General features: G+C 61.3%; 17 protein-coding genes. 7 read left to right on the top strand and 10 right to left on the bottom strand.

Annotated elements, in window-relative coordinates:
• Positions 1-41 precede the first annotated feature (41 nt).
• The 3 genes from BN1800_RS23835 to BN1800_RS23825 all read right to left on the bottom strand — a co-directional run bounded on the left by BN1800_RS23835 (position 42) and on the right by BN1800_RS23825 (position 2,860).
• Positions 42-353 (bottom strand): hypothetical protein, encoded by a 312-nt coding sequence (locus tag BN1800_RS23835; protein WP_087001431.1) that lies wholly within the window; start codon positions 351-353, stop codon positions 42-44.
• Between the two features lie 149 nt (positions 354-502).
• A complete protein-coding gene (locus BN1800_RS23830; protein WP_087001430.1) occupies positions 503-1,726 on the bottom strand; it encodes a tyrosine-type recombinase/integrase in 1,224 nt (407 codons plus the stop codon).
• A 729-nt stretch (positions 1,727-2,455) separates the two neighbouring features.
• Positions 2,456-2,860 (bottom strand): winged helix-turn-helix transcriptional regulator, encoded by a 405-nt coding sequence (locus BN1800_RS23825; RefSeq protein WP_179213872.1) that lies wholly within the window; start codon positions 2,858-2,860, stop codon positions 2,456-2,458.
• A 20-nt stretch (positions 2,861-2,880) separates the two neighbouring features.
• Between BN1800_RS23825 and BN1800_RS23820 the strand changes: the two genes are divergently transcribed.
• On the top strand, positions 2,881-3,858 hold the full coding sequence (locus BN1800_RS23820) for an NmrA/HSCARG family protein (protein WP_244564614.1): 978 nt from the start codon (positions 2,881-2,883) through the stop codon (positions 3,856-3,858).
• 867 nt (positions 3,859-4,725) lie between these two features.
• Positions 4,726-4,980 (top strand): GlsB/YeaQ/YmgE family stress response membrane protein, encoded by a 255-nt coding sequence (locus BN1800_RS23815; RefSeq protein WP_027513135.1) that lies wholly within the window; start codon positions 4,726-4,728, stop codon positions 4,978-4,980.
• Positions 4,981-5,052: 72 nt separating this feature from the next.
• Here BN1800_RS23815 and BN1800_RS23810 read toward each other — a convergent pair whose 3' ends face one another.
• The gene (locus BN1800_RS23810; RefSeq protein WP_027513136.1) at positions 5,053-5,334 is read right to left on the bottom strand and encodes a hypothetical protein; all 282 of its coding nucleotides are present in this window, start codon (positions 5,332-5,334) and stop codon (positions 5,053-5,055) included.
• Positions 5,335-5,551: 217 nt separating this feature from the next.
• Here BN1800_RS23810 and BN1800_RS23805 point away from each other — a divergent pair, with 217 nt between their 5' ends.
• From BN1800_RS23805 to BN1800_RS23785, 5 genes are read left to right on the top strand one after another with little or no spacing between them, the layout of a single operon-like run.
• Positions 5,552-7,444 (top strand): peptidylprolyl isomerase, encoded by a 1,893-nt coding sequence (locus BN1800_RS23805; protein ID WP_087001427.1) that lies wholly within the window; start codon positions 5,552-5,554, stop codon positions 7,442-7,444.
• Positions 7,445-7,456: 12 nt separating this feature from the next.
• On the top strand, positions 7,457-8,473 hold the full coding sequence (gene trpD / locus BN1800_RS23800) for an anthranilate phosphoribosyltransferase (RefSeq protein WP_087001426.1): 1,017 nt from the start codon (positions 7,457-7,459) through the stop codon (positions 8,471-8,473).
• Between the two features lie 9 nt (positions 8,474-8,482).
• On the top strand, positions 8,483-9,295 hold the full coding sequence (gene trpC / locus BN1800_RS23795) for an indole-3-glycerol phosphate synthase TrpC (RefSeq protein WP_027513139.1): 813 nt from the start codon (positions 8,483-8,485) through the stop codon (positions 9,293-9,295).
• Position 9,296: 1 nt separating this feature from the next.
• On the top strand, positions 9,297-9,797 hold the full coding sequence (moaC, locus tag BN1800_RS23790) for a cyclic pyranopterin monophosphate synthase MoaC (protein WP_087001425.1): 501 nt from the start codon (positions 9,297-9,299) through the stop codon (positions 9,795-9,797).
• Positions 9,794-11,017 carry a molybdopterin molybdotransferase MoeA gene (locus BN1800_RS23785; RefSeq protein WP_087001424.1) on the top strand — a complete coding sequence of 408 codons (1,224 nt, stop codon included), beginning with the start codon at positions 9,794-9,796 and terminating at the stop codon, positions 11,015-11,017. Before moaC ends, BN1800_RS23785 begins: the two co-directional genes overlap by 4 nt.
• A gap of 32 nt (positions 11,018-11,049) precedes the next feature.
• Here BN1800_RS23785 and BN1800_RS23780 read toward each other — a convergent pair whose 3' ends face one another.
• The 6 genes from BN1800_RS23780 to BN1800_RS23755 form a co-directional block, all read right to left on the bottom strand.
• Complete coding sequence (locus BN1800_RS23780; protein ID WP_087001460.1) at positions 11,050-11,694, bottom strand: class I SAM-dependent methyltransferase; 645 nt, start codon at positions 11,692-11,694, stop codon at positions 11,050-11,052.
• Positions 11,695-11,725: 31 nt separating this feature from the next.
• Complete coding sequence (locus BN1800_RS23775) at positions 11,726-12,157, bottom strand: GNAT family N-acetyltransferase (protein WP_087001423.1); 432 nt, start codon at positions 12,155-12,157, stop codon at positions 11,726-11,728.
• Between the two features lie 55 nt (positions 12,158-12,212).
• Positions 12,213-14,099 carry a DEAD/DEAH box helicase gene (locus BN1800_RS23770; RefSeq protein WP_087001422.1) on the bottom strand — a complete coding sequence of 629 codons (1,887 nt, stop codon included), beginning with the start codon at positions 14,097-14,099 and terminating at the stop codon, positions 12,213-12,215.
• 108 nt (positions 14,100-14,207) lie between these two features.
• Entirely contained in the window at positions 14,208-16,067 is a 1,860-nt protein-coding gene (locus tag BN1800_RS23765; RefSeq protein WP_087001421.1) for a CHASE2 domain-containing protein, read from the bottom strand.
• Positions 16,068-16,072: 5 nt separating this feature from the next.
• Positions 16,073-16,600: a FecR domain-containing protein gene (locus BN1800_RS23760; protein WP_087001459.1), complete on the bottom strand. Its 528-nt coding sequence runs from the start codon at positions 16,598-16,600 to the stop codon at positions 16,073-16,075.
• 141 nt (positions 16,601-16,741) lie between these two features.
• Positions 16,742-17,911, bottom strand: coding sequence for a citrate synthase (locus BN1800_RS23755; protein ID WP_244564613.1), 1,170 nt, complete (start codon positions 17,909-17,911; stop codon positions 16,742-16,744).
• Between the last annotated feature and the right edge of the window lie 9 nt (positions 17,912-17,920).

Here is a 17,920-nt window from a genome sequence, read left to right as displayed (position 1 = left end):
AGAGCCGCCATATGGGACCGCTGCCCCCCGGCGGCTTTCGTTTACTCGGCTGCTTGTTGTGCAAGCGGCTGCTTCCGTGGGCGTCCGCGTCGGCGCTTGATGGGTTCGCCGTTTTCATCGACGGCTTGCGGCTTTGGCTCTTCCTTGCTGCGCATAGTCGGTTTAGTCGGAAGGTTGTTGAAATACTCGATACCATCTTCAAGCGCGATAAGTGGGGTGCGGCCAGCATATCTAATTTCGGGAAATCCGGGGTCGTATTTGTGGTCGTGAAACCAACGGATGCCAAGGTTCGGGGCAAGTTTAGCCAACAACGCCGTGGGTCGCAGCCACGTTTTGTGTTTTGGGGTCGCCATTGCGTCTCTCCTCTTTATTCAGGCAACCTCATTATGTCGCGTGACCACGCGCTATCCAAATTTTCGAAATGGGAAGTTTACGGTAATTAGCGAAAGTGTAGGAATTTATTTCCGATATGGCCAAAAGTTAAATGGAAATTTCAAATTCCTCAGTTTTTCTCCTTTTCTGTTTCGCCTTCAAGGAACTCCGCCCACCCTTCCAGAAGCGCACGCCGCTTTTCAACGTATGCGTCACGCCTGTATGCGCGCTCCACCGCGTTACCGACGTTGTGAGCCAATACCTCCTCCGCAATATCGCGGTCGTAGCTGGCATGGCCCGCCCATTGCCGAAGTGACGCACGGAAACCATGCACGGTAACGCCTTCAACTTTCATGCGCTTGAGAACCGCCGATAGCGTCATGTTGGAAAGCTCTTTTCCTTTGGGATTTGCAAACAGCAGGCCTTCGCGCGCGGGCAGCGTTTCGAGGATTTCCAGGACGGGGGCGGTCAGCGGCACGATATGTGGCTTCGCCGCCTTCATGCGTTCGGCGGGAACCACCCATAATTTTTCGTGCAGGTCGATTTCACTCCACTCAGCGCCTAGAATTTCGCCGGTTCGGGCTCCGGTCAGTATCAACATTTCAAGCGCGCGGGCACCTTGGCCCACGCTGTCGCGAAGCTCTGCTGTAAAGGCGGGTAGCTGCTTCCATGGCATCGACGCGTGGTGACCGCGCGTGAGTTTTTTGCGCTTGCCCAAGAGGTCGCGCAGCAAGTCCTTTGTCGCCGGGTTTGGGCCGGCGTGATATCCTTTGGCAATTGCGTAATTGAAGACGCGCTCGATGCGCCCGCGCGTCCTGTCTGCCGTTTCAGGCGTGGTCTTCCAGATTGGCTCAATAATTTTCAAAACGTCATTTACGCCGAGGCCGGCTATGGGCCTCTTGAGAAGAGGTTTGCAAATCACCTCCAAGGAATAACTCCACTGCTTCGCATGAACCTCGCTCTTCCAAGTCGGTCGGTTTATGCTCAAAACCTCTTTCACGCACCGGGCAAAGGTTACGCGCGTTTCCTTTTCCCGGCGTCGTTCAGCGAACGGGTCGCGGCCGTCCCCAATTTGGCGGCGTATTTCGGCGGCCTGCGCTTCGGCTCGCTCTTCCGACACCAGCTTCCCGGTGCCGAGGCCAATTCGCCCATTTGGCCCCCGCCCTTGTTTTACGAATACCCATGATCCGCCGCCGCCCTTGGGTACGACGTAATAAAGCAAATAGCTTTTCCGATAGCTTCCGGGCGTCCTGATTTCCGCTGGCGTGGTCACGCCCTCTTTCAACATTTGCTTGGAGAGCGGGGAATTGGGATTGAGTTCGAATCCCAAAATTTTTCTAACTTTGCCCGTCATAGTTCGAATCCCACTATCATTGCTTTTATAATTGCATGATGGGTAGGAATACGCAATTAGGCGCACGACGGCGCTATAAAAAAATGGCAGAAATATTTGATTCTGCGTTATTATGCGCAACTACGCATAGAGAATATACGGCCACCTCTTCCGCCATCCAGAACATGTCCGGCCCGGAGACATAGGTAACAAAAATTACCTAAGACATGGGTGACAACCTCGTGCCGAGCGGGTGTCGTTGATTTGCAAGGTCCTCTGCTCCAGGTCGAAAATATCCCAGATCACAATGCGTGAAGCTGGCGAGCCATATGTGGCCTTCGACCCGTTTGATTCCGACGTCTGGTCGGCGAGGATCTGGCTCAAGTTGAGCTTCGCCGGCGCTTGCANGTGGCCTTCGACCCGTTTGATTCCGACGTCTGGTCGGCGAGGATCTGGCTCAAGTTGAGCTTCGCCGGCGCTTGCACGTCCGGCTCGGGATTACAAGCTGGTTCAGCACAATAGCGGCAGCATTCGCCACCAAAGTGGCCATTCAGGGTTGGATTGGTGCCTGCCGAAAGCTGCCATCTTGTGCATGCAACGCATGGTGCACACCACATCTGAGCAGAAAACTCGGTTNGGATTGGTGCCTGCCGAAAGCTGCCATCTTGTGCATGCAACGCATGGTGCACACCACATCTGAGCAGAAAACTCGGTTTAGAAGCGGGTCGAAGCTGCGGCGGGTCCTAGAAGTTACTGCTCAGCTTTGTCGTAGGCGTGACGATGTTCTTCAATGGTAGGCAGGTTTTCTCGAATCCAAAAGTTGAGTCCTTCAAGGGCGTCCAAAACGCCGGTTCCCATGTCGGTCAATTCGTATTCGACCCGCGGTGGCACTTCGGGAAAATAGTGTCGCACGACAAGCCCGTCGCGCTCTAGATTGCGCAGTGTCAGCGTCAGCATTCGCTGGGTAATCCCGTCGATTTCTTTCTTGAGCGCTGAAAAGCGGAGCCGTCGCTTATCTGCGAGGGAGAGACGCCACAGGACTTGGACAGTCCATTTATCGCCGAGCCGCGTGCAGATCCCGTTTGATGGGATTGGCTTGAACTCCCGATTGCCCTCTGGCGCTTGATGTGAGCGGGCATGAATGGAATTGTCCATGCGTATCATCCCTGTGCCTGATGCTGAAAAATGTGCCGTCTTCCGATGGCCTTCCATTCGTATATATGGATGCCCCTTGTTCAACACGAGGGTTCTCAATGACCAATGACATACGTCCAATTTTGGTATTCGGCGCCAGCGGCCGACAGGGCGGATCGGTCGCTAAAGCCTTGCTGAAGACAGGGTGGCCTGTTCGCGCACTTGTACTGGATCCCCTGAAACCGGCCTCGATTGCCCTACGAGACGCAGGCGTCGAACTGGTGCCCGGATCTTTCGAGGACACGGATGTAATCCGGGCGGCGGTGAAAGACACTCATGGTGTTTTCATCGTGCTGCCGGCGAATCTGGCGGCAGAGGAAGAAGTACGCTACGGCACCTCGATCGCGGACCTGGCCGCCGAAAGTGGCGTCGCTCATCTGGTTTACTCCTCGGGTGCCAGCGTCGGAGATAAGCTGACAGGTGTGGCGCGGTTCGATGCCAAGCCTCGCATAGAGGCGCATATCCGCAAGTTGCCCGTCACGGCAACCATCGTCAGGCCCATGATTTTCATGGAGATGCTTGTGCGACCCGGGTTAGGATTGGACGAAGGGCGGTTGCACTCGCTTATCAGGCCAGATCATTCGATCCAGCTCACTGCCGTGGACGATATCGGAAAGTTCATTGCAGCCATGTTCGCCGATAAGCCTCGGTTCGGTGGGGTGACTTTGAAGATCGCAAGCGACGTGGTTACAGGTCTTGAGCTCGAAGCCGCCTTTACTGAAGTCGCCGGTCGCCCGATAACTTACGCACGCCTTCCGGATGACGTTTTCGCAGCCAATGCGGACCTCGCACACATGGCTAAGAGCCTGGAAGATGGCCCGCTGGCAGAACGTGTCGATCTAAACGCCATGCGGGAGATCAATCCAGAAATCCTCTCTTTCCGATCTTGGCTTGCCGGGAGCGGACGCCAGGCGCTCGTTCACGCCTTGGGGACAAGTGCTGCCCACCAGCCGGAATAGTAGTGTTTTGGTGGCTTCGGCTCAGTAAGTACAAGGCAAGCAACTTTGCATGACCGTCGAGATTTTGCGAGATTTTGGCGATCGCTGCCGCCGCTTCGGCATGCGAGCGATCGCAGAAGTGTCATGGAGGGCCATAGCGTAGACGTAGTTCTCCGTTTCCGCCGTTCTCGCCGCGCCAGTACATACGTGATTTTGTTATATAATTTATGATTTTCTCGAACATCATATGGTTATCATAATCCCCGCATCCCTATATCTTACGATATCCGGTCTCATTGGCGCCCTATAAGGGTTGTATGTCCTTGAGCGCCTGTCGGGCGCTCGGGTTTGGAGCGGGTCGTAGCGTCGGCGGGGGCGCAAGCTTCGACCCGCTCTTTCTTCTCGCAACGGAGCGCGCCAATGTTTTGGGACTTCATTACGATCGCAGCGATCTTCGGCGCCCTCTTTCTTGTGCGAGAGGCGCAGATCGTGCTCGTCAAGGCCCGCCTGTCGAACTGGCGCAGCTTCACCTTCCGCTAAGCGGACACACTTTTATCGATCGGCGACAACGCGGAAATCCCGAGTGCGGCGGCGCTTTTCGGCCGTCCATGCGGAAGAAAGCTGCCTTCGATCCAAATTCCACGCCTAACAGCCTGTTAATATTTGGCTTGCTCCGCAAGGCGAATGATTTATCTTTTCGAATCACGGGGTTGAGTAGAAGCGTGAGACAAGAGTTTGAGCGTGAAGCCGGGTGCGCGCTCCGGCCTGATTTTTCAGTTGGTTAGCTTACGTGCTTCATATGCCGGTAACATTGCTACCCTGACCCGGCAAGGAACGTTTCTGCAGATTTTGCGTTCATTTTATTGCTTCTCTAGGAGGGAGATCACAATGGAAGGCGAAGGCGTAGGTTGGATTGCGGCCATCATCATCGGCGGTATCGCCGGCTGGTTCGCGGAAAAATTCATGCGCAGCAATATGGGCGTGCTCATGAATATCGTTCTCGGCATCGTCGGCGCGATCGTTGCCAATTTCATTCTCGGCGTTTTGAATATCCAGCCGCTCGTAGGCTGGCTCGGATACCTGATCACCGGCTTCGTCGGCGCCTGCATTCTTATTGCGCTCGGACGCCTCGTACGACGCTGATTTCAATCGCGCAAAAGCCGGGACCACAGCTCCCGGCTTTTTTGTTGCACGTTTGCATATTGCCGCGCCGTTTCAGCGGCGGCTCATCAGGCCGAAGACGTAGGCAATGCCGGCGGTTACGGCGAGTGCGAAGATTGGCTCTTCACGCACTTTCTCGCGCACGCGCTCGGTCATGACAGAAGCCTCGTCGGCAACGGCGGTCTTTGCGCCCTGCCCCAAGGCGACGACGCTCTCGGACAGCCGTGCCAAATCCTCACGCAATGCAGCGACCTGAGCGGAAAGATCGTCTGCTGCGATTTCCGCCTTCACGCGTGCGCCCGTCGTTTGTCCGGAGGCGGTCTTGAGTTCGGCCATTGTCTGCTCCTCTTTTTGCGGATGCGGCTTCAACGAAGTGAGGGCCGAAAGGTTCCCTGCACCGCTTCATTTCTTAAACGCGATCGCCTTCCAGGACTCTCTCCAGCACCTGCCATGTTTTCGCGCGCGGGCGCTTCATTTCCTGACGCGTTTGTTCTAAGGAACGTCAAAAGCTTTGCCCGTGAAACGGCGAAAATAATGCGAGGTTTGCGTTTCGATGTTCCATTTCCTGAGAATAGCCGCCCGGACCTGGGTCGCCAAGCTCCTGATGCTTCTCCTGGTCGCTTCATTCGGCATCTGGGGCATCTCCAGTTCGCTGCTCACCGGCAGCAGCAGCACGGCTGTGGTCACCGTCGGCGACCAGCAGGTGGACGCCACCGAATTCCGCCTTGCCTACCAGCGGCAGGTCGCAAGTCTCAGCCAGCAGTTCGGCATGCGTCTGACGCCCGAGCAGGCCAAGGCCTTCGGCGTCGAGCAGCAGGTGATCGCCCAGCTCGTCGCCGGCGCTTCGCTCGACCAGCTTGCTGCCGACATGAATCTCGGCCTTTCCGAAGATCGCCTGGCCCAGCTGATCGCTGATGATCCGGCATTCAAGGCCGTCAACGGCCAGTTCGACCGCACGCTCTTTACGTCGCGCCTGCGCAACGCCGGCATCCGCGAGGCGGACTATATCAGCGAGCGCAGCAAGGTCGCCGTGCGCAGCCAGATCGTCGATGCGGTTTCGAACGGCTTCACGCCTCCGAAGACGCTCGTCGACGCGCTCAAGCTCTACCGCCAGGAGAGCCGCGACATCGAATACCTGCTGCTGACGAACGCGAATATCGAGCCCATCAAGGCACCGGCCGAGGATATGCTTTCGAAGTGGTTCGAGGGCGTCAAGAGTCGCTACCGCGCACCGCAATACCGGAAGATCGCCTATCTGAAGCTCGAGCCTGCCGACATCGCGGATGCCGCGACCGTCACGGACGACCAGATCCGCGAAGACTTCGACAAGCGCAAGGATAACTACCGGACGCCGGAAACGCGCACGATCGAGCAACTTACCTTTGCCAGCAAGGATCTGGCGACGGCTGCCGAAACGGCGCTGAAGAGCGGTACCAGCTTCGACCAGCTCGTGACCGACCAGGGCAAGACGGCAAGCGACGTGCTGCTCGGCGATTTCACCAAGGACAAGGTTCCGGACCAGACCGTCGCCGATGCTGCTTTCGCAGTCGCCAAGGACGGCGGCACGACGCCTGTCGTCGAAGGTTCCTTCGGCCCGGTCATCCTGCGCATCACCAACATCAAGTCCGAGAGTGTCAAGAGCTTCGACGCGGTGAAGGAAGACATCCGCAAGCAGCTTGCGCTAGTCAATGCGTCGCAGGAGGTTATCAACGTCCACGACCGTATCGAGGATCTGCGCGGCTCCGGCCAGACGCTCGAGCAGATCGCCGAACAGCTGAAGCTGAAGGCCATCGTGATCGACGCCGTCGATCCTAGCGGGTTGGACAAGGACGGCAACGAGGTCAAGGACATCCCCGCGAAGCCGCAACTGATCGGCGAAGCCTTCAAAACCGAATCCGGCGTTCAGGCGCCGGCTCTGCCGCTCGGCAATGACGGTTATGCCTGGTTCGACGTGCGCGAAATCACGCCGGAACGCGATCGCCCGCTCGCCGAAGTGCGCGACAAGGTCGTTCAGGATTGGACCGCCGAACAGCAGAAGCTCGAACTTGCCAAGAAGGCCGGCGAGCTCAAGCAGGAAGCCCAGAAGGGCAAGACGCTTGCCGACATCGCGGCTCCACTCGGCATCGCGGTCGAAAGCAAGAGCGGCATCACGCGCAGCACCGACGATGCCGTTCTCGGCCGTGCCGGCGTGACCGCTGCCTTCACCGGTCCGGTTGATACCGTTGCAAGCGCCGTCGGCGGCGATCCCGGCACACAGATCCTGCTCAAGGTCACCAGCGTGAACACGGAACCGACCGGCGATGTGCTGAACAATCAGGATGCGCAGATCACCGCCATGGCCAATGCTGCCGGCGACGATATTCTCGACCAGATGGTGAACCTGCTGCAAACGCACTACGGTGCGTCGATCAACCAGACGCTCGCCGATCAGGCAGCCGTTCGCTAGGAGCTGTAGCGCATGACCGATCTGAAGCCGCTTCTGGCCAAGGCTGCGAGCCGCGAGCCGCTGACCCGTGACGAGGCCCGCGAGGCCTTCGAAATTCTCATGTCCGGTCAGGCGACTCCCTCGCAGATCGGCGGTTTCCTGATGGCGCTGCGCGTCCGCGGCGAGACGGTCGACGAAATAGTCGGAGCCGCGACGACGATGCGATCGAAGATGCTGCGGGTGGAAGCGCCTGCCGATGCGATCGATATCGTCGGCACCGGGGGTGACGGCAGCGGCACCTACAATATCTCGACGCTGGCGGCGCTGATCGTCGCCGGCGCCGGTGTTCCGGTCGCCAAGCACGGCAACCGCGCCCTGAGTTCGAAATCCGGCGCCTCCGATAGCCTTGCCGCACTCGGAGTCAAACTCGAGATCGCACCTGAAGTGATCACCCGCTGCATCAGCGAGGCAGGCGTCGGCTTCATGTTTGCCCAGCAGCACCATTCGGCGATGCGGCATGTCGGCCCGTCGCGCGTCGAGCTCGGCACCCGGACGATCTTCAACCTGCTCGGCCCGCTGACGAACCCGGCCGGGGTGCGCCGCCAATTGCTCGGCGTCTTTGCGCCGCAATGGGTCGTGCCGATTGCCGAAGTGATGCGCGATCTGGGATCGGAGAGCGTCTGGGTCGTGCATGGCGATGGCCTCGACGAGATCACCACGACCGGCAAGACCAGTGTCGCCGCACTCGAAAACGGCAAAATCCGCACCTTTGAGCTTTCGCCGGCCGATTTCGGTGTTTCGTCTTGTGCGCTTGCCGCGATCAAAGGCGGCGATGGCGTCGCCAATGCCGCGGCCCTTCGCGAAGTGCTGAGCGGCGCGAGGAACGCCTATCGCGATATCGCCCTTGCAAACGCGGCTGCCTCGCTCGTCATTGCCGGTAAGGCGGAGACGATCACCGAGGGCATGAAACTCGCGACCGAATCGCTGGACAGCGGCGCGACCGCTGCAGCACTCGATAAACTGATCGCCGTTTCGAACGATATCGACTAGGATTGCCTGATGACCGATATCCTGCGAAAGATCGAGGCATACAAGCGCGAGGAAATCGCCGCCGCCAAGGCGAAGGTTTCGCTTGCGGACCTGAAGGCGATGCAGGCAGGGCAAACCGCGCCGCGCGGCTTCCACAAGGCTCTCGCCGCCAAGCGCGCTGCCGGACTGTACGGCCTGATCGCCGAGATCAAGAAGGCAAGCCCCTCCAAGGGCCTTATCCGCCCGGATTTCGATCCGCCGGTGCTCGCCAAAGCCTATGAAGCCGGTGGTGCCGCCTGCTTGTCGGTCTTGACCGACACGCCAAGCTTTCAAGGCGCGCCGAAGTTCCTGACGGCGGCCCGCGACGCCTGCGCCCTTCCGGCGCTGCGCAAGGATTTCATGTTCGAGACATATCAGGTGCACGAAGCGCGCGCCTGGGGCGCGGATTGCATTTTGCTGATCATGGCCTCGCTTTCCGATGACGAGGCAGAGCAGCTGCAGGATGAAGCCTTTGCGCTCGGCATGGATGTGCTGGTCGAAGTGCACGATGCACCGGAAATGGAGCGGGCGCTGAAACTCTCCTCGCCGCTCGTCGGCATCAACAATCGCAGCCTCCGCACCTTTGAAGTCAGCCTGACCGTCAGCGAGGAGCTTTCGGCGATGGTTCCGGATGACCGGCTGCTGGTCGGCGAAAGCGGAATCTTTACCCATGCCGACTGCAAGCGGCTGCAGGCGGCCGGCATCGACACCTTCCTCGTCGGCGAAAGCCTGATGCGCAAGGACGACGTGACGGCTGCGACCCGCGCTCTGCTCTTCGGCGAAGCGGCAATCGCGGCGGAATGACATGAGCGGCGAAAAGCCAAGCCTGACCCATATAGCTGCCTCGGGCGAGGCCCACATGGTCGATGTCGGAAACAAAGCCGATACGGTTCGCATTGCGACCGCAGAGGGCCATGTGAAAATGGCGGCAGCAACGTTGCGATTGATCCGTGACGGGAATGCGAAGAAGGGCGACGTCATCGGCACCGCGCGACTTGCTGGCATCATGGCGGCCAAGCAGACGTCCAGCCTTATTCCGCTCTGTCACCCTTTGATGCTGACGAAGGTGAGCGTCGAGATCGATGAGGACGCCGCCCTGCCCGGCCTGCGCGTCACCGCGACCGCCAAGCTCACCGGCAAGACCGGTGTCGAGATGGAGGCATTGACGGCCGTGTCCGTCGCCTGCCTGACGATCTACGACATGGCGAAGGCCGCCGACAAGGCGATGGAGATCGGCGGCATCAGGCTGCTCGAAAAATCCGGCGGCAAATCGGGCGACTTCCGCCATCCGGAGGCTCGCCGATGAGCCTGCTTCCGGTCGCAGAGGCGCAAGGCAGGCTGCTTGGCAGCGCCAATCCGATTTCCGATGTCGAGACCGTTTCGCTTGCCAACGGCGATGGACGCGTCCTCGCGAACGGCTTGCCGGCGCGGCTGACGCAGCCGCCCTTCAACGCGTCTGCGATGGACGGCTATGCGTTGCGCCGCGAGGATGCACCGGAACCCGGCGCTCAGCTCAAGCTTATCGGCACATCCGCTGCCGGACACGCTTTCGACGGCACGGTGGGCAAAGGCGAGACAGTTCGTATCTTTACCGGCGCACCGGTTCCCTTAGGCGCCGACAGCGTCTTGCTGCAGGAGGACGCGGAGAAGATCGACGGCGGCATCCGCACGAAATTTCCCGTTCGCCAAGGCCAGCATATCCGTCCCCGTGGTCAGGACTTTGCCGAGGGCGAGGCGGTGCTCGCGGCCGGCACCGTCATGGATTTCACGCGGCTGACGGTGGTGGCCGCGATGAACCATGCCTCGCTCGACGTGCTGCGCAAGCCGCTTGTGGCAATCCTTGCGACCGGCGACGAGCTGCTGGCGCCCGGAAGCGATCTGGGTCCTTCGCAGATCATTGCGTCGAACACGTTCGGTATCGCGGCACTGGTGCGCAAGGCCGGCGGCGACGTGCTGGACCTCGGCATTGTAGCTGACGACAAGACGGCGATCACTTCAGCGGTCCGCAGGGCGCAGGCTGCCGGGGCCGACGTTGTCGTGACGCTCGGTGGCGCCTCCGTCGGCGACCATGACCTCGTGCAGGCCACACTAGTTGCAGCGGGCATGACGCTCGATTTCTGGAAGATCGCCATGCGGCCTGGCAAGCCGCTGATGGTTGGTAGCCTCGGAAGCACGCATGTGCTCGGCCTGCCGGGCAATCCCGTGTCGAGCCTCGTTTGCGCCTTGCTGTTCCTCGAGCCGCTGATCCGCAAGCTTGCCTCCCTGCCGCCTGTGAAGCGCGACTCAACGGTCGAGGCGGCGGTCACCCTTGCCGCCAACGATCAGCGCCAGGACTATGTGCGGGCGAAGCTCGCCAAATCCTCCTCCGGCAACTGGTTGGTAGAGCCGTTCGGCAAGCAGGATTCGTCGATGATGAAGGTCTTCGCCCATGCCGACTGCCTGATCGTCCGCCCGCCCCATGCACCGCAGCTTCCGGCAGGAACCCCCTGCCCGGTGATGCTGCTCCGGCCTGAGCTTCTCGGCTGACGTTTAGTGCGATCCGTCGGACCTTCGCCGTATTAAAGCGAATAAACCCCACTGACCTTGTCCGCACCTGCATCTCCAAAATCTGTGACAGCATGTGTTGCGACGAGGCGGAACTGCTCGCGCGGGAAAGATGCCCTGTCGGGATCGCCGATCAGGATATCGATGCTTGCGGCGCGGCAGCGGGCAAGGAATGGCAGAACGCGGCTTGCAAGCCTTGCATCGTAGAACACGTCGCCTGCCAGGATGACGTCGCAAATGGGAGGCAACGCGTCGAGGATATCGGCTTGCAGGGTTTCGATCGCAACGCCGTTGGCAGCGGCGTTGAGGTCTGTTGCGGCGATGGCACGGGGATCGACATCCACGGCGGTGACATGCATAGCACCTGCCTTCACAGCGGCAATAGCGACAAGGCCCGAGCCTGAGCCGAGATCAAGGACACGGCGGCCGTTAACGGTCTGAGGCTGCGAGAGGATATGGCGGGCGAGCACGGTTCCGCCAGCCCAATGATAGGCCCAGTAGGGTGCCGCGCCATCCAGACTTGTCAATCGCCCAAGCCCGCTTCCCGAATGCGCGAGATGGAGCACTATCTCCGGAATTGCCGGTACCCGCTGAAGGCGGAGGTTTTCGCGAATGAAATCTGCTGCCGCAAGATATTCCGGGCGGTCTTTACCTGTCATCGGCGCGCCTATATCCATCGCGCCCACGGAATTAGTAGTTCTTCATGGCGAGGTGCGGCATGCCCCCGTCGAGAAATTTGTCACCGAACGCAGTGAAGCCGAACTTCTCATAGAGCGCGATCTTGTCGCTTTGAGCCGTCAGGTAAAAGCGATTGCCGCGTGCCGTGCGATGCGCCTCCATCGCAAAGCGGATCATCGCGCTTGCGATGCCATGGCCGCGCCATTGCGCTCCGACGGCCACGCGGCCGATCTTCACGTGATCGTCGAGATAGACGACACGAAGCGTGCCCGCGACTTCGCCGGCATGGATGGCGACGATGTGCTGGGCGCTGAGATCGGCTTCATCGAATTCCTCGTCGGCGGGCACATTCTGCTCGCCGATGAAGACGGCACGACGCAGCTTGAAAGCTTCGTTGCACAAGGTGCTGAAGAGCGGAACCGATAAAATCAATGTCTCTGTCACGGTTGCCTCTCAAGTGGGCACATACGGAAGGCACCAATTGTCAGTCCTTTTCTCCTCAGCCTTGCTTCTTCTTAGCGAATTTGCCCTTCGGCGCGAAGCCGCCCTTGCCCTCGAATTTTGGCTTACCGGCTGCCGTGCTCCAGGGCTTTTCGTTGCGCTCGCCATTCGCCGGAGTGGCTTTGCCTTTGAAATCCTTCTTGAACTTCCCCTTAGGGCGCTCATCATGGGACGTCTCGTCGCGGCGCTCGCCGAATGGCTTCTTGCCGCCGTAAGGTTTCGCGGCGGCCGGGCGGCCGAAATCCGGCGTGCCGTTCAGACGTGTCACGCGGATGCCGCGCTCCATCGTCTTGTTCGGCCCGACCGCTTGCAGAAAGGCTTCGGCGCTATCGGCAGAGATTTCCACATAGGTTTCTTCCGGCTGCATCTTGATCGCGCCGATTTCGCGTTTCGTCAGATTACCGTTGCGGCAGAGCATCGGGATCAGCCAGCGCGGTTCGGCATTCTGCTTGCGGCCAACGGAAACCGAAAACCAGACGCTCGGTCCGAAATCGTCGCGCGGGCCCTTCTGGCTCGGTTCGCGCGGCTCGAAGGCATCATCGCGGCGCTGACGCTTGCGGTCGCCCTCGATCGAGACTTCGATCAGATCCTCCGGCGCCGACTGATTGGAGCGATAGAGGCGCACGAAGGCCGCGGCGAGCTTTTCCGCGCCGTGATTTGCAATGAGCCGGCTGACCAGCACTTGATCCTCTTCGCGCCCGGCCTCGCTGAGGATTGGGTCGGCAAGCAGGCGCTCGTCGTCGCGGCGCATCACGTCTTCGGCCGACGGCGGCAGAGCCCAGGCGGCGGCGATCCCGGCGGCATCGAGAATGCGCTCGGCCTTGCGGCGGGCATTGAGCGGGACGATCAGCGCGCTTACGCCCTTGCGCCCTGCCCGGCCAGTACGGCCGCTGCGATGCAGCAGCGTTTCCGGATTGGTCGGCAGGTCGGCATGGATGACGAGATCGAGGCCGGGAAGGTCGATGCCGCGCGCAGCCACATCCGTTGCGATGCAAACGCGGGCGCGGCCGTCGCGCATCGCCTGCAGCGCGTGCGTCCGCTCGTTCTGCGTCAGTTCGCCGGAGAGCGCCACGACCGAGAAATTGCGGTTGTTGAAGCGGGCCGTCAGATGATTGACCGCAGCGCGGGTCGAGCAGAAGACGATGGCATTGGTCGCCTCGTAGTAGCGCAGCACGTTGATGATCGCGTTTTCGCGATCGGCGGGCGCAACCGCGAGCGCGCGGTATTCGATATCGACATGCTGCTTCTCTTCGGTCTGAGTCGAAATGCGCACCGCGTCGCGCTGGTAACTTTTGGCGAGCTTGGCGATGGCGGACGAAACCGTTGCCGAGAACATCAGCGTCCTGCGGTCGCCGGGTGCGGCATCGAGGATGAACTCCAGATCCTCGCGGAAGCCCAGGTCCAGCATCTCGTCCGCCTCGTCGAGCACGACGGCCTTCAGTGCTGACATATCGAGCGCCTTGCGGCGGATATGGTCGCAGAGACGGCCGGGCGTGCCGACAACGATATGGGCGCCGCGTTCCAGCGAACGGCGCTCGCTGCGGATATCCATACCGCCGACGCAACTGACGATCAGCGCACCGGTCATCTCGTAGAGCCATTCGAGCTCGCGCTTCACCTGCAGGGCAAGCTCGCGTGTCGGCGCGATTACCAGCGCGAGCGGTTCGGCGGCGGGCGCAAATCGCTCTTCGCCTTCGAGCAGCGTCGGCGCAAGCGCAAGCCCGAAGGCGACGGTCTTGCCCGAGCCGGTTTGCGCCGAAACCAGCGCATCCGAGGCGGCAAGCGCCGGATCCAGCATGGCCTTCTGAACTGGGGTCAGCGCTGCATAGCCGCGCTTCGCCAACGCCTTGGCGATCGCCGGAACGACGCTGTTGAGATCTGTCATCTGTCTGTCTTTCGGAATATCGGGCGCAGAAGCGCCGTGGCCGGAACCTGCCGGCAGAACGGTTGGCGCGTTCCTACCCGCTAAGACGGCAAATGTCAAAGCGGCAAATCAGGTGGCTGGGCGCCAGAGCCAGACGCCGATGCTGCCGGAACGGCCGCGGATATGCGTCTCGAGCGGACCCTCCAGCGGACCGGCGGGCAACGGGCCGCCGTCGCTGGACGCGACGCGGACGAGAGCTGCGCTGAAGGCGACCTCTGCGCCGCGGCTTGCCGCGACTTCCATCAAGCGGCTGGCGACATTGACGGTGTCGCCGGTCGCGGTGATCTGCTGGCGGTCACCGGTACCGAGGCGCGAGGCGACGACCGGGCCGCAATGGGCGCCGATTTTGAAGCCGATCCTGCGCTCCCCTTGCAGGTCCGCGTGAGAATTGAGCCAGGTGCGCATCCGGTCTGCGAGCGCCAGCGCGCAGGCGGCGGCACGTGAGGCATCGTCATCCGCCGGATGCGGCAGTCCGAACAGGATCATCGCGCCGTCGCCCATGAAGCTGGTGATCGCGCCGCCATGCGCCCTCGCCTCCTCATCGACGATCTCGAAGAAGCCGCTCAGGATCTCGCGCACGGTCACCGCGCCGACCGCCTCGCTGAGACCCGTAAAACCCGACAGATCGATGAACACCACCGCCGCGTTCTGCCTTACCGGTACGGCGAGGAAGGACGGGTCTCGGGCAAGCCACTCGCCGAGGCCTGGGGCTTCGACCCGTTGCAGGAGCTCGCTCTGGGCGGCGAAAAGACGGGCCTGACGGCGGCCGAGAAGGAGCTGCGCTGCACCGAAAGCGAGAACGGGAGGCAGAGCGGCAGCGATCGGCAGCGATGCGCTGAGCCAATAGCCCGCCCTGAACATGGCGAGATTGACGGTTGCCCAGGTAACGAGAACCAGCACGATCAGCGCAAAACCGATAATGCTGCGCCGCCAGGCAATCAGGCCGACAAGCGCCAGCGGCAGAAGCACCGCGACAGTGGCATCCAGCCGGCGGATATTGTGATCGCGCACGATGCTGTCGCCTGCGATCAGATGCGCTATGGCTGTCGAAATGACCTCGACTCCGGGTAACACCGGATCGAAAGGCGTCGGAAAAACGTCGCCGCCGGCCGTGACCGTTGAACCGAAGATGACGACGCGGTTCTCAATTGCGTCTGGAGGCACCTTGCCGTCGAGCGCGTCTGCCAGGCTGAATGTCGGGATGGTGCCGCGTGGGCCATAGAAGGTGAGCGGCAGACGCTGACCGGTATCGGTCGGAATATGCCGGTCGGCAAAGGAGATGCTGCCCGGCTGGAATGCAGGATCGCGATCGAGCGCCAGCGATGCGGTCCGCAACGCGAATGATGGATCGACGCGTCCGTCGCTGCGCGAGATCAGGGGCATGAAACGGGGGACGCCTGTCTCGTCCGTTGCGACATTGACGACGCCGGTGGCGGCGACATCGGAAAAACGCTTGAGCGGCAGGAGCAGGCTGTCGGCGAAGGGGATCCCAGCAAGCGGGTCGTTCGGGTCGCTTGCCACCGTCTGGGTACTTTGCGGAAAGACGGCCGCGGCGGCAATAACTGACGGCACGAGCCGGAGCGCGGATACGAGCGCCGAATCACCTTGCTCGGTGCTCGGGTCGATGAAGAGCAGATCGAGAGCGATCGTCTTCGGCCTTAGGGCGGCAACCGTAGTGACCGCGCGGGCAAGCGTTGCCCGGTCGACAGGATAGCCGTGTGATGCGGCCGTGCGGTCGTCGATCGCAACGATCGCGACCATTTGCGGCGGCATCTTGCGGCCGATCAGCACGCTCCGGAAATCCGTCAGCGAAGCTTCCATCCGGTCGAGGAACCCGGCGCTGCCCGTGAGATGCAGGGAGCCAAGAAAGCCTCCCCAAAGTGCAGACAGGAGAATGGCAGCAGTGATCGAAAATCTCTTGTCGGGCATGAGCTCTACTGGCCGAGGCGGGCAAGCAACGCGGCGGCACGGGCGGCCGGCCAGCGGCGCACTTCAAGCGCGCCTGCGCCGCTTGTGACATCGACTCCCTCGCCGGGACGGAGTACGACCGGATTACCCGCAGGACGGCGCACGGCAACGGAGCCTTGCACCACGAGCACGGACGTCCGGCCGCCTGCAACGTCGACTGCCCATTGCGTGCCGCGTACGGCAGCGATCGCCTGAGGCGTCACCACCTGAAAGCTGCCTGTGTGGCGAGCGTCGTCGACATCGACCAGGATTGCCTTGCCGCGCAGCGACACAACATCGGGGCTGCCGTCGCGGTTGCGGTCATTCAGCCTAAAGGAAGCACCGGCCTCGGCCGTCACCGTTACGCCGTTCGGGCAGCGGAGGATTTCACGCCCGCCCGCTGCATTCTCGACAGTGCACCCGCCCGTTTGAGCAAGTGCGGCGCCCGCCGGCAGGAGAAGTGCCGCAAGGGCGGCTGCGGCAAAACCGCGAAGGAATGCTGAGATTATGCTCATGATCCGCCCCCACATCGCACAAACGTCATGATCCGGCATGGTATTCGCCATGCGGTCACCTGCTTGCCCCGGCCCTATCATCATAAAACAAAACCGGATTTTCGTATGCAGAAAAGCGCAAGCTGGCAAGGTTGACGAGTGTTACCCACCAGAAGTTTCAATCATGGGTCCTGTGTAGCGTGCTCTTGGACGGATAAGATGGCCATCTTCGACCTGCTCCATGGCATGCGCGAGCCAACCACAGGTGCGAGCGAGAGCGAAGATGATAAGCGGCGCATCTTCGGGAAGCATGAAGGTGGCCGTCAGGGCGGCGATCGCGAAGTCGACATTGACTGGCTCGCCGAGCAATTCCTCGCCTGCTTCCGCCAGAGAACCAAAAAGCCGTGGCGCTTCGAAGCTTGCCATTAACGCCTTCGCACGAGGATCGCCCTGCGGGTAAAGCCGATGGCCGAAAGCCCGCACAACTCCTTCGGACGATAGCGCTCCACGGATTGCCTCTCGCACCCCAACGCAAGCGGCCTGTTCGGTAAGCAGCGTGACACTCAGCCACGCCCCGCCGTGGCGGGGGCCTGTGAGCGCCGCTAGACCCGAGAGCGTCGCCGCCGAAAGGGCCGCACCGGAAGATGCGGTGACGCGCGCCGCAAAAGCCGAGACGTTGAGTTCATGTTCGGCGGCGAGCACCAGAGCCCGGCGGATCGGATCGGCCGCCTCGGGTCGCTGCCAGCCACGCGCAAGACGTTGATGCAGAGGCATTGGCTCGCCATGCCAGGGGGCGAGTCCGCCGGCCACGGTTAATAGCACGTCCGCTGCCTCTGCTCGAAGAACTGCCGGATTCCGACCGAGGGCCGGCAGGTCGGTGGTGACGCGCGCTGCAAGAAGCGTGAAGGCATTCGCCATGCGGGATGCGTCGCCCTCACCGCCTTCGCCCGTTTCGAACGCAATATTTCCGCCGCCCCACAGGAGTGCCGCGACCTCTTCCAGCGTCGCATGCTCGGAAAGAGCGACCGCCTCACGGCCGCGATAGAACAGCCTTCCATCGGAAATCGTCGAGATCGCCGTCGGCAAAACGGGATCACCCCAGCGGATCGCTTCGGCTGCCACCGCTGCCGACTGCCGTCGGCCTGCGTGCCGCTCCGCCAGTCGCCCGACGTCGTCGGCCTGGTAGAGGCTACGACGCGGGTCGGCGGGATCCGGTTTGGCGCGGATCCGTCCGCGGCTAACATTGGCGTAAAGCGTCTGTGGCTTTGTACCGAGGCGGGCAAGCGCCTCTTCGGTGGTGATCCAGAGCGTGTTCATATTGATCGATTGCATCAAGATTGA

This window comes from Rhizobium sullae, from assembly GCF_900169785.1.
GTDB lineage: Bacteria > Pseudomonadota > Alphaproteobacteria > Rhizobiales > Rhizobiaceae > Rhizobium > Rhizobium sullae.
Note: the sequence above shows the minus strand (reverse complement) of the source record. Positions and strands in the feature narration are given on the sequence as shown.

What these genes read in the sequence shown, in the direction of transcription:
- BN1800_RS23835 (WP_087001431.1), bottom strand. Translation starts at nt 353, where the DNA reads ATGGCGACCCCAAAACACAAAACGTGGCTGCGACCCACGGCGTTGTTG.
- BN1800_RS23830 (WP_087001430.1), bottom strand. Translation starts at nt 1,726, where the DNA reads ATGACGGGCAAAGTTAGAAAAATTTTGGGATTCGAACTCAATCCCAAT.
- BN1800_RS23825 (WP_179213872.1), bottom strand. Translation starts at nt 2,860, where the DNA reads ATGGACAATTCCATTCATGCCCGCTCACATCAAGCGCCAGAGGGCAAT.
- BN1800_RS23820 (WP_244564614.1), top strand. Translation starts at nt 2,881, where the DNA reads ATGCTGAAAAATGTGCCGTCTTCCGATGGCCTTCCATTCGTATATATG.
- BN1800_RS23815 (WP_027513135.1), top strand. Translation starts at nt 4,726, where the DNA reads ATGGAAGGCGAAGGCGTAGGTTGGATTGCGGCCATCATCATCGGCGGT.
- BN1800_RS23810 (WP_027513136.1), bottom strand. Translation starts at nt 5,334, where the DNA reads ATGGCCGAACTCAAGACCGCCTCCGGACAAACGACGGGCGCACGCGTG.
- BN1800_RS23805 (WP_087001427.1), top strand. Translation starts at nt 5,552, where the DNA reads ATGTTCCATTTCCTGAGAATAGCCGCCCGGACCTGGGTCGCCAAGCTC.
- trpD (WP_087001426.1), top strand. Translation starts at nt 7,457, where the DNA reads ATGACCGATCTGAAGCCGCTTCTGGCCAAGGCTGCGAGCCGCGAGCCG.
- trpC (WP_027513139.1), top strand. Translation starts at nt 8,483, where the DNA reads ATGACCGATATCCTGCGAAAGATCGAGGCATACAAGCGCGAGGAAATC.
- moaC (WP_087001425.1), top strand. Translation starts at nt 9,297, where the DNA reads ATGAGCGGCGAAAAGCCAAGCCTGACCCATATAGCTGCCTCGGGCGAG.
- BN1800_RS23785 (WP_087001424.1), top strand. Translation starts at nt 9,794, where the DNA reads ATGAGCCTGCTTCCGGTCGCAGAGGCGCAAGGCAGGCTGCTTGGCAGC.
- BN1800_RS23780 (WP_087001460.1), bottom strand. Translation starts at nt 11,694, where the DNA reads ATGACAGGTAAAGACCGCCCGGAATATCTTGCGGCAGCAGATTTCATT.
- BN1800_RS23770 (WP_087001422.1), bottom strand. Translation starts at nt 14,099, where the DNA reads ATGACAGATCTCAACAGCGTCGTTCCGGCGATCGCCAAGGCGTTGGCG.
- BN1800_RS23765 (WP_087001421.1), bottom strand. Translation starts at nt 16,067, where the DNA reads ATGCCCGACAAGAGATTTTCGATCACTGCTGCCATTCTCCTGTCTGCA.
- BN1800_RS23760 (WP_087001459.1), bottom strand. Translation starts at nt 16,600, where the DNA reads ATGAGCATAATCTCAGCATTCCTTCGCGGTTTTGCCGCAGCCGCCCTT.
- BN1800_RS23755 (WP_244564613.1), bottom strand. Translation starts at nt 17,911, where the DNA reads ATGCAATCGATCAATATGAACACGCTCTGGATCACCACCGAAGAGGCG.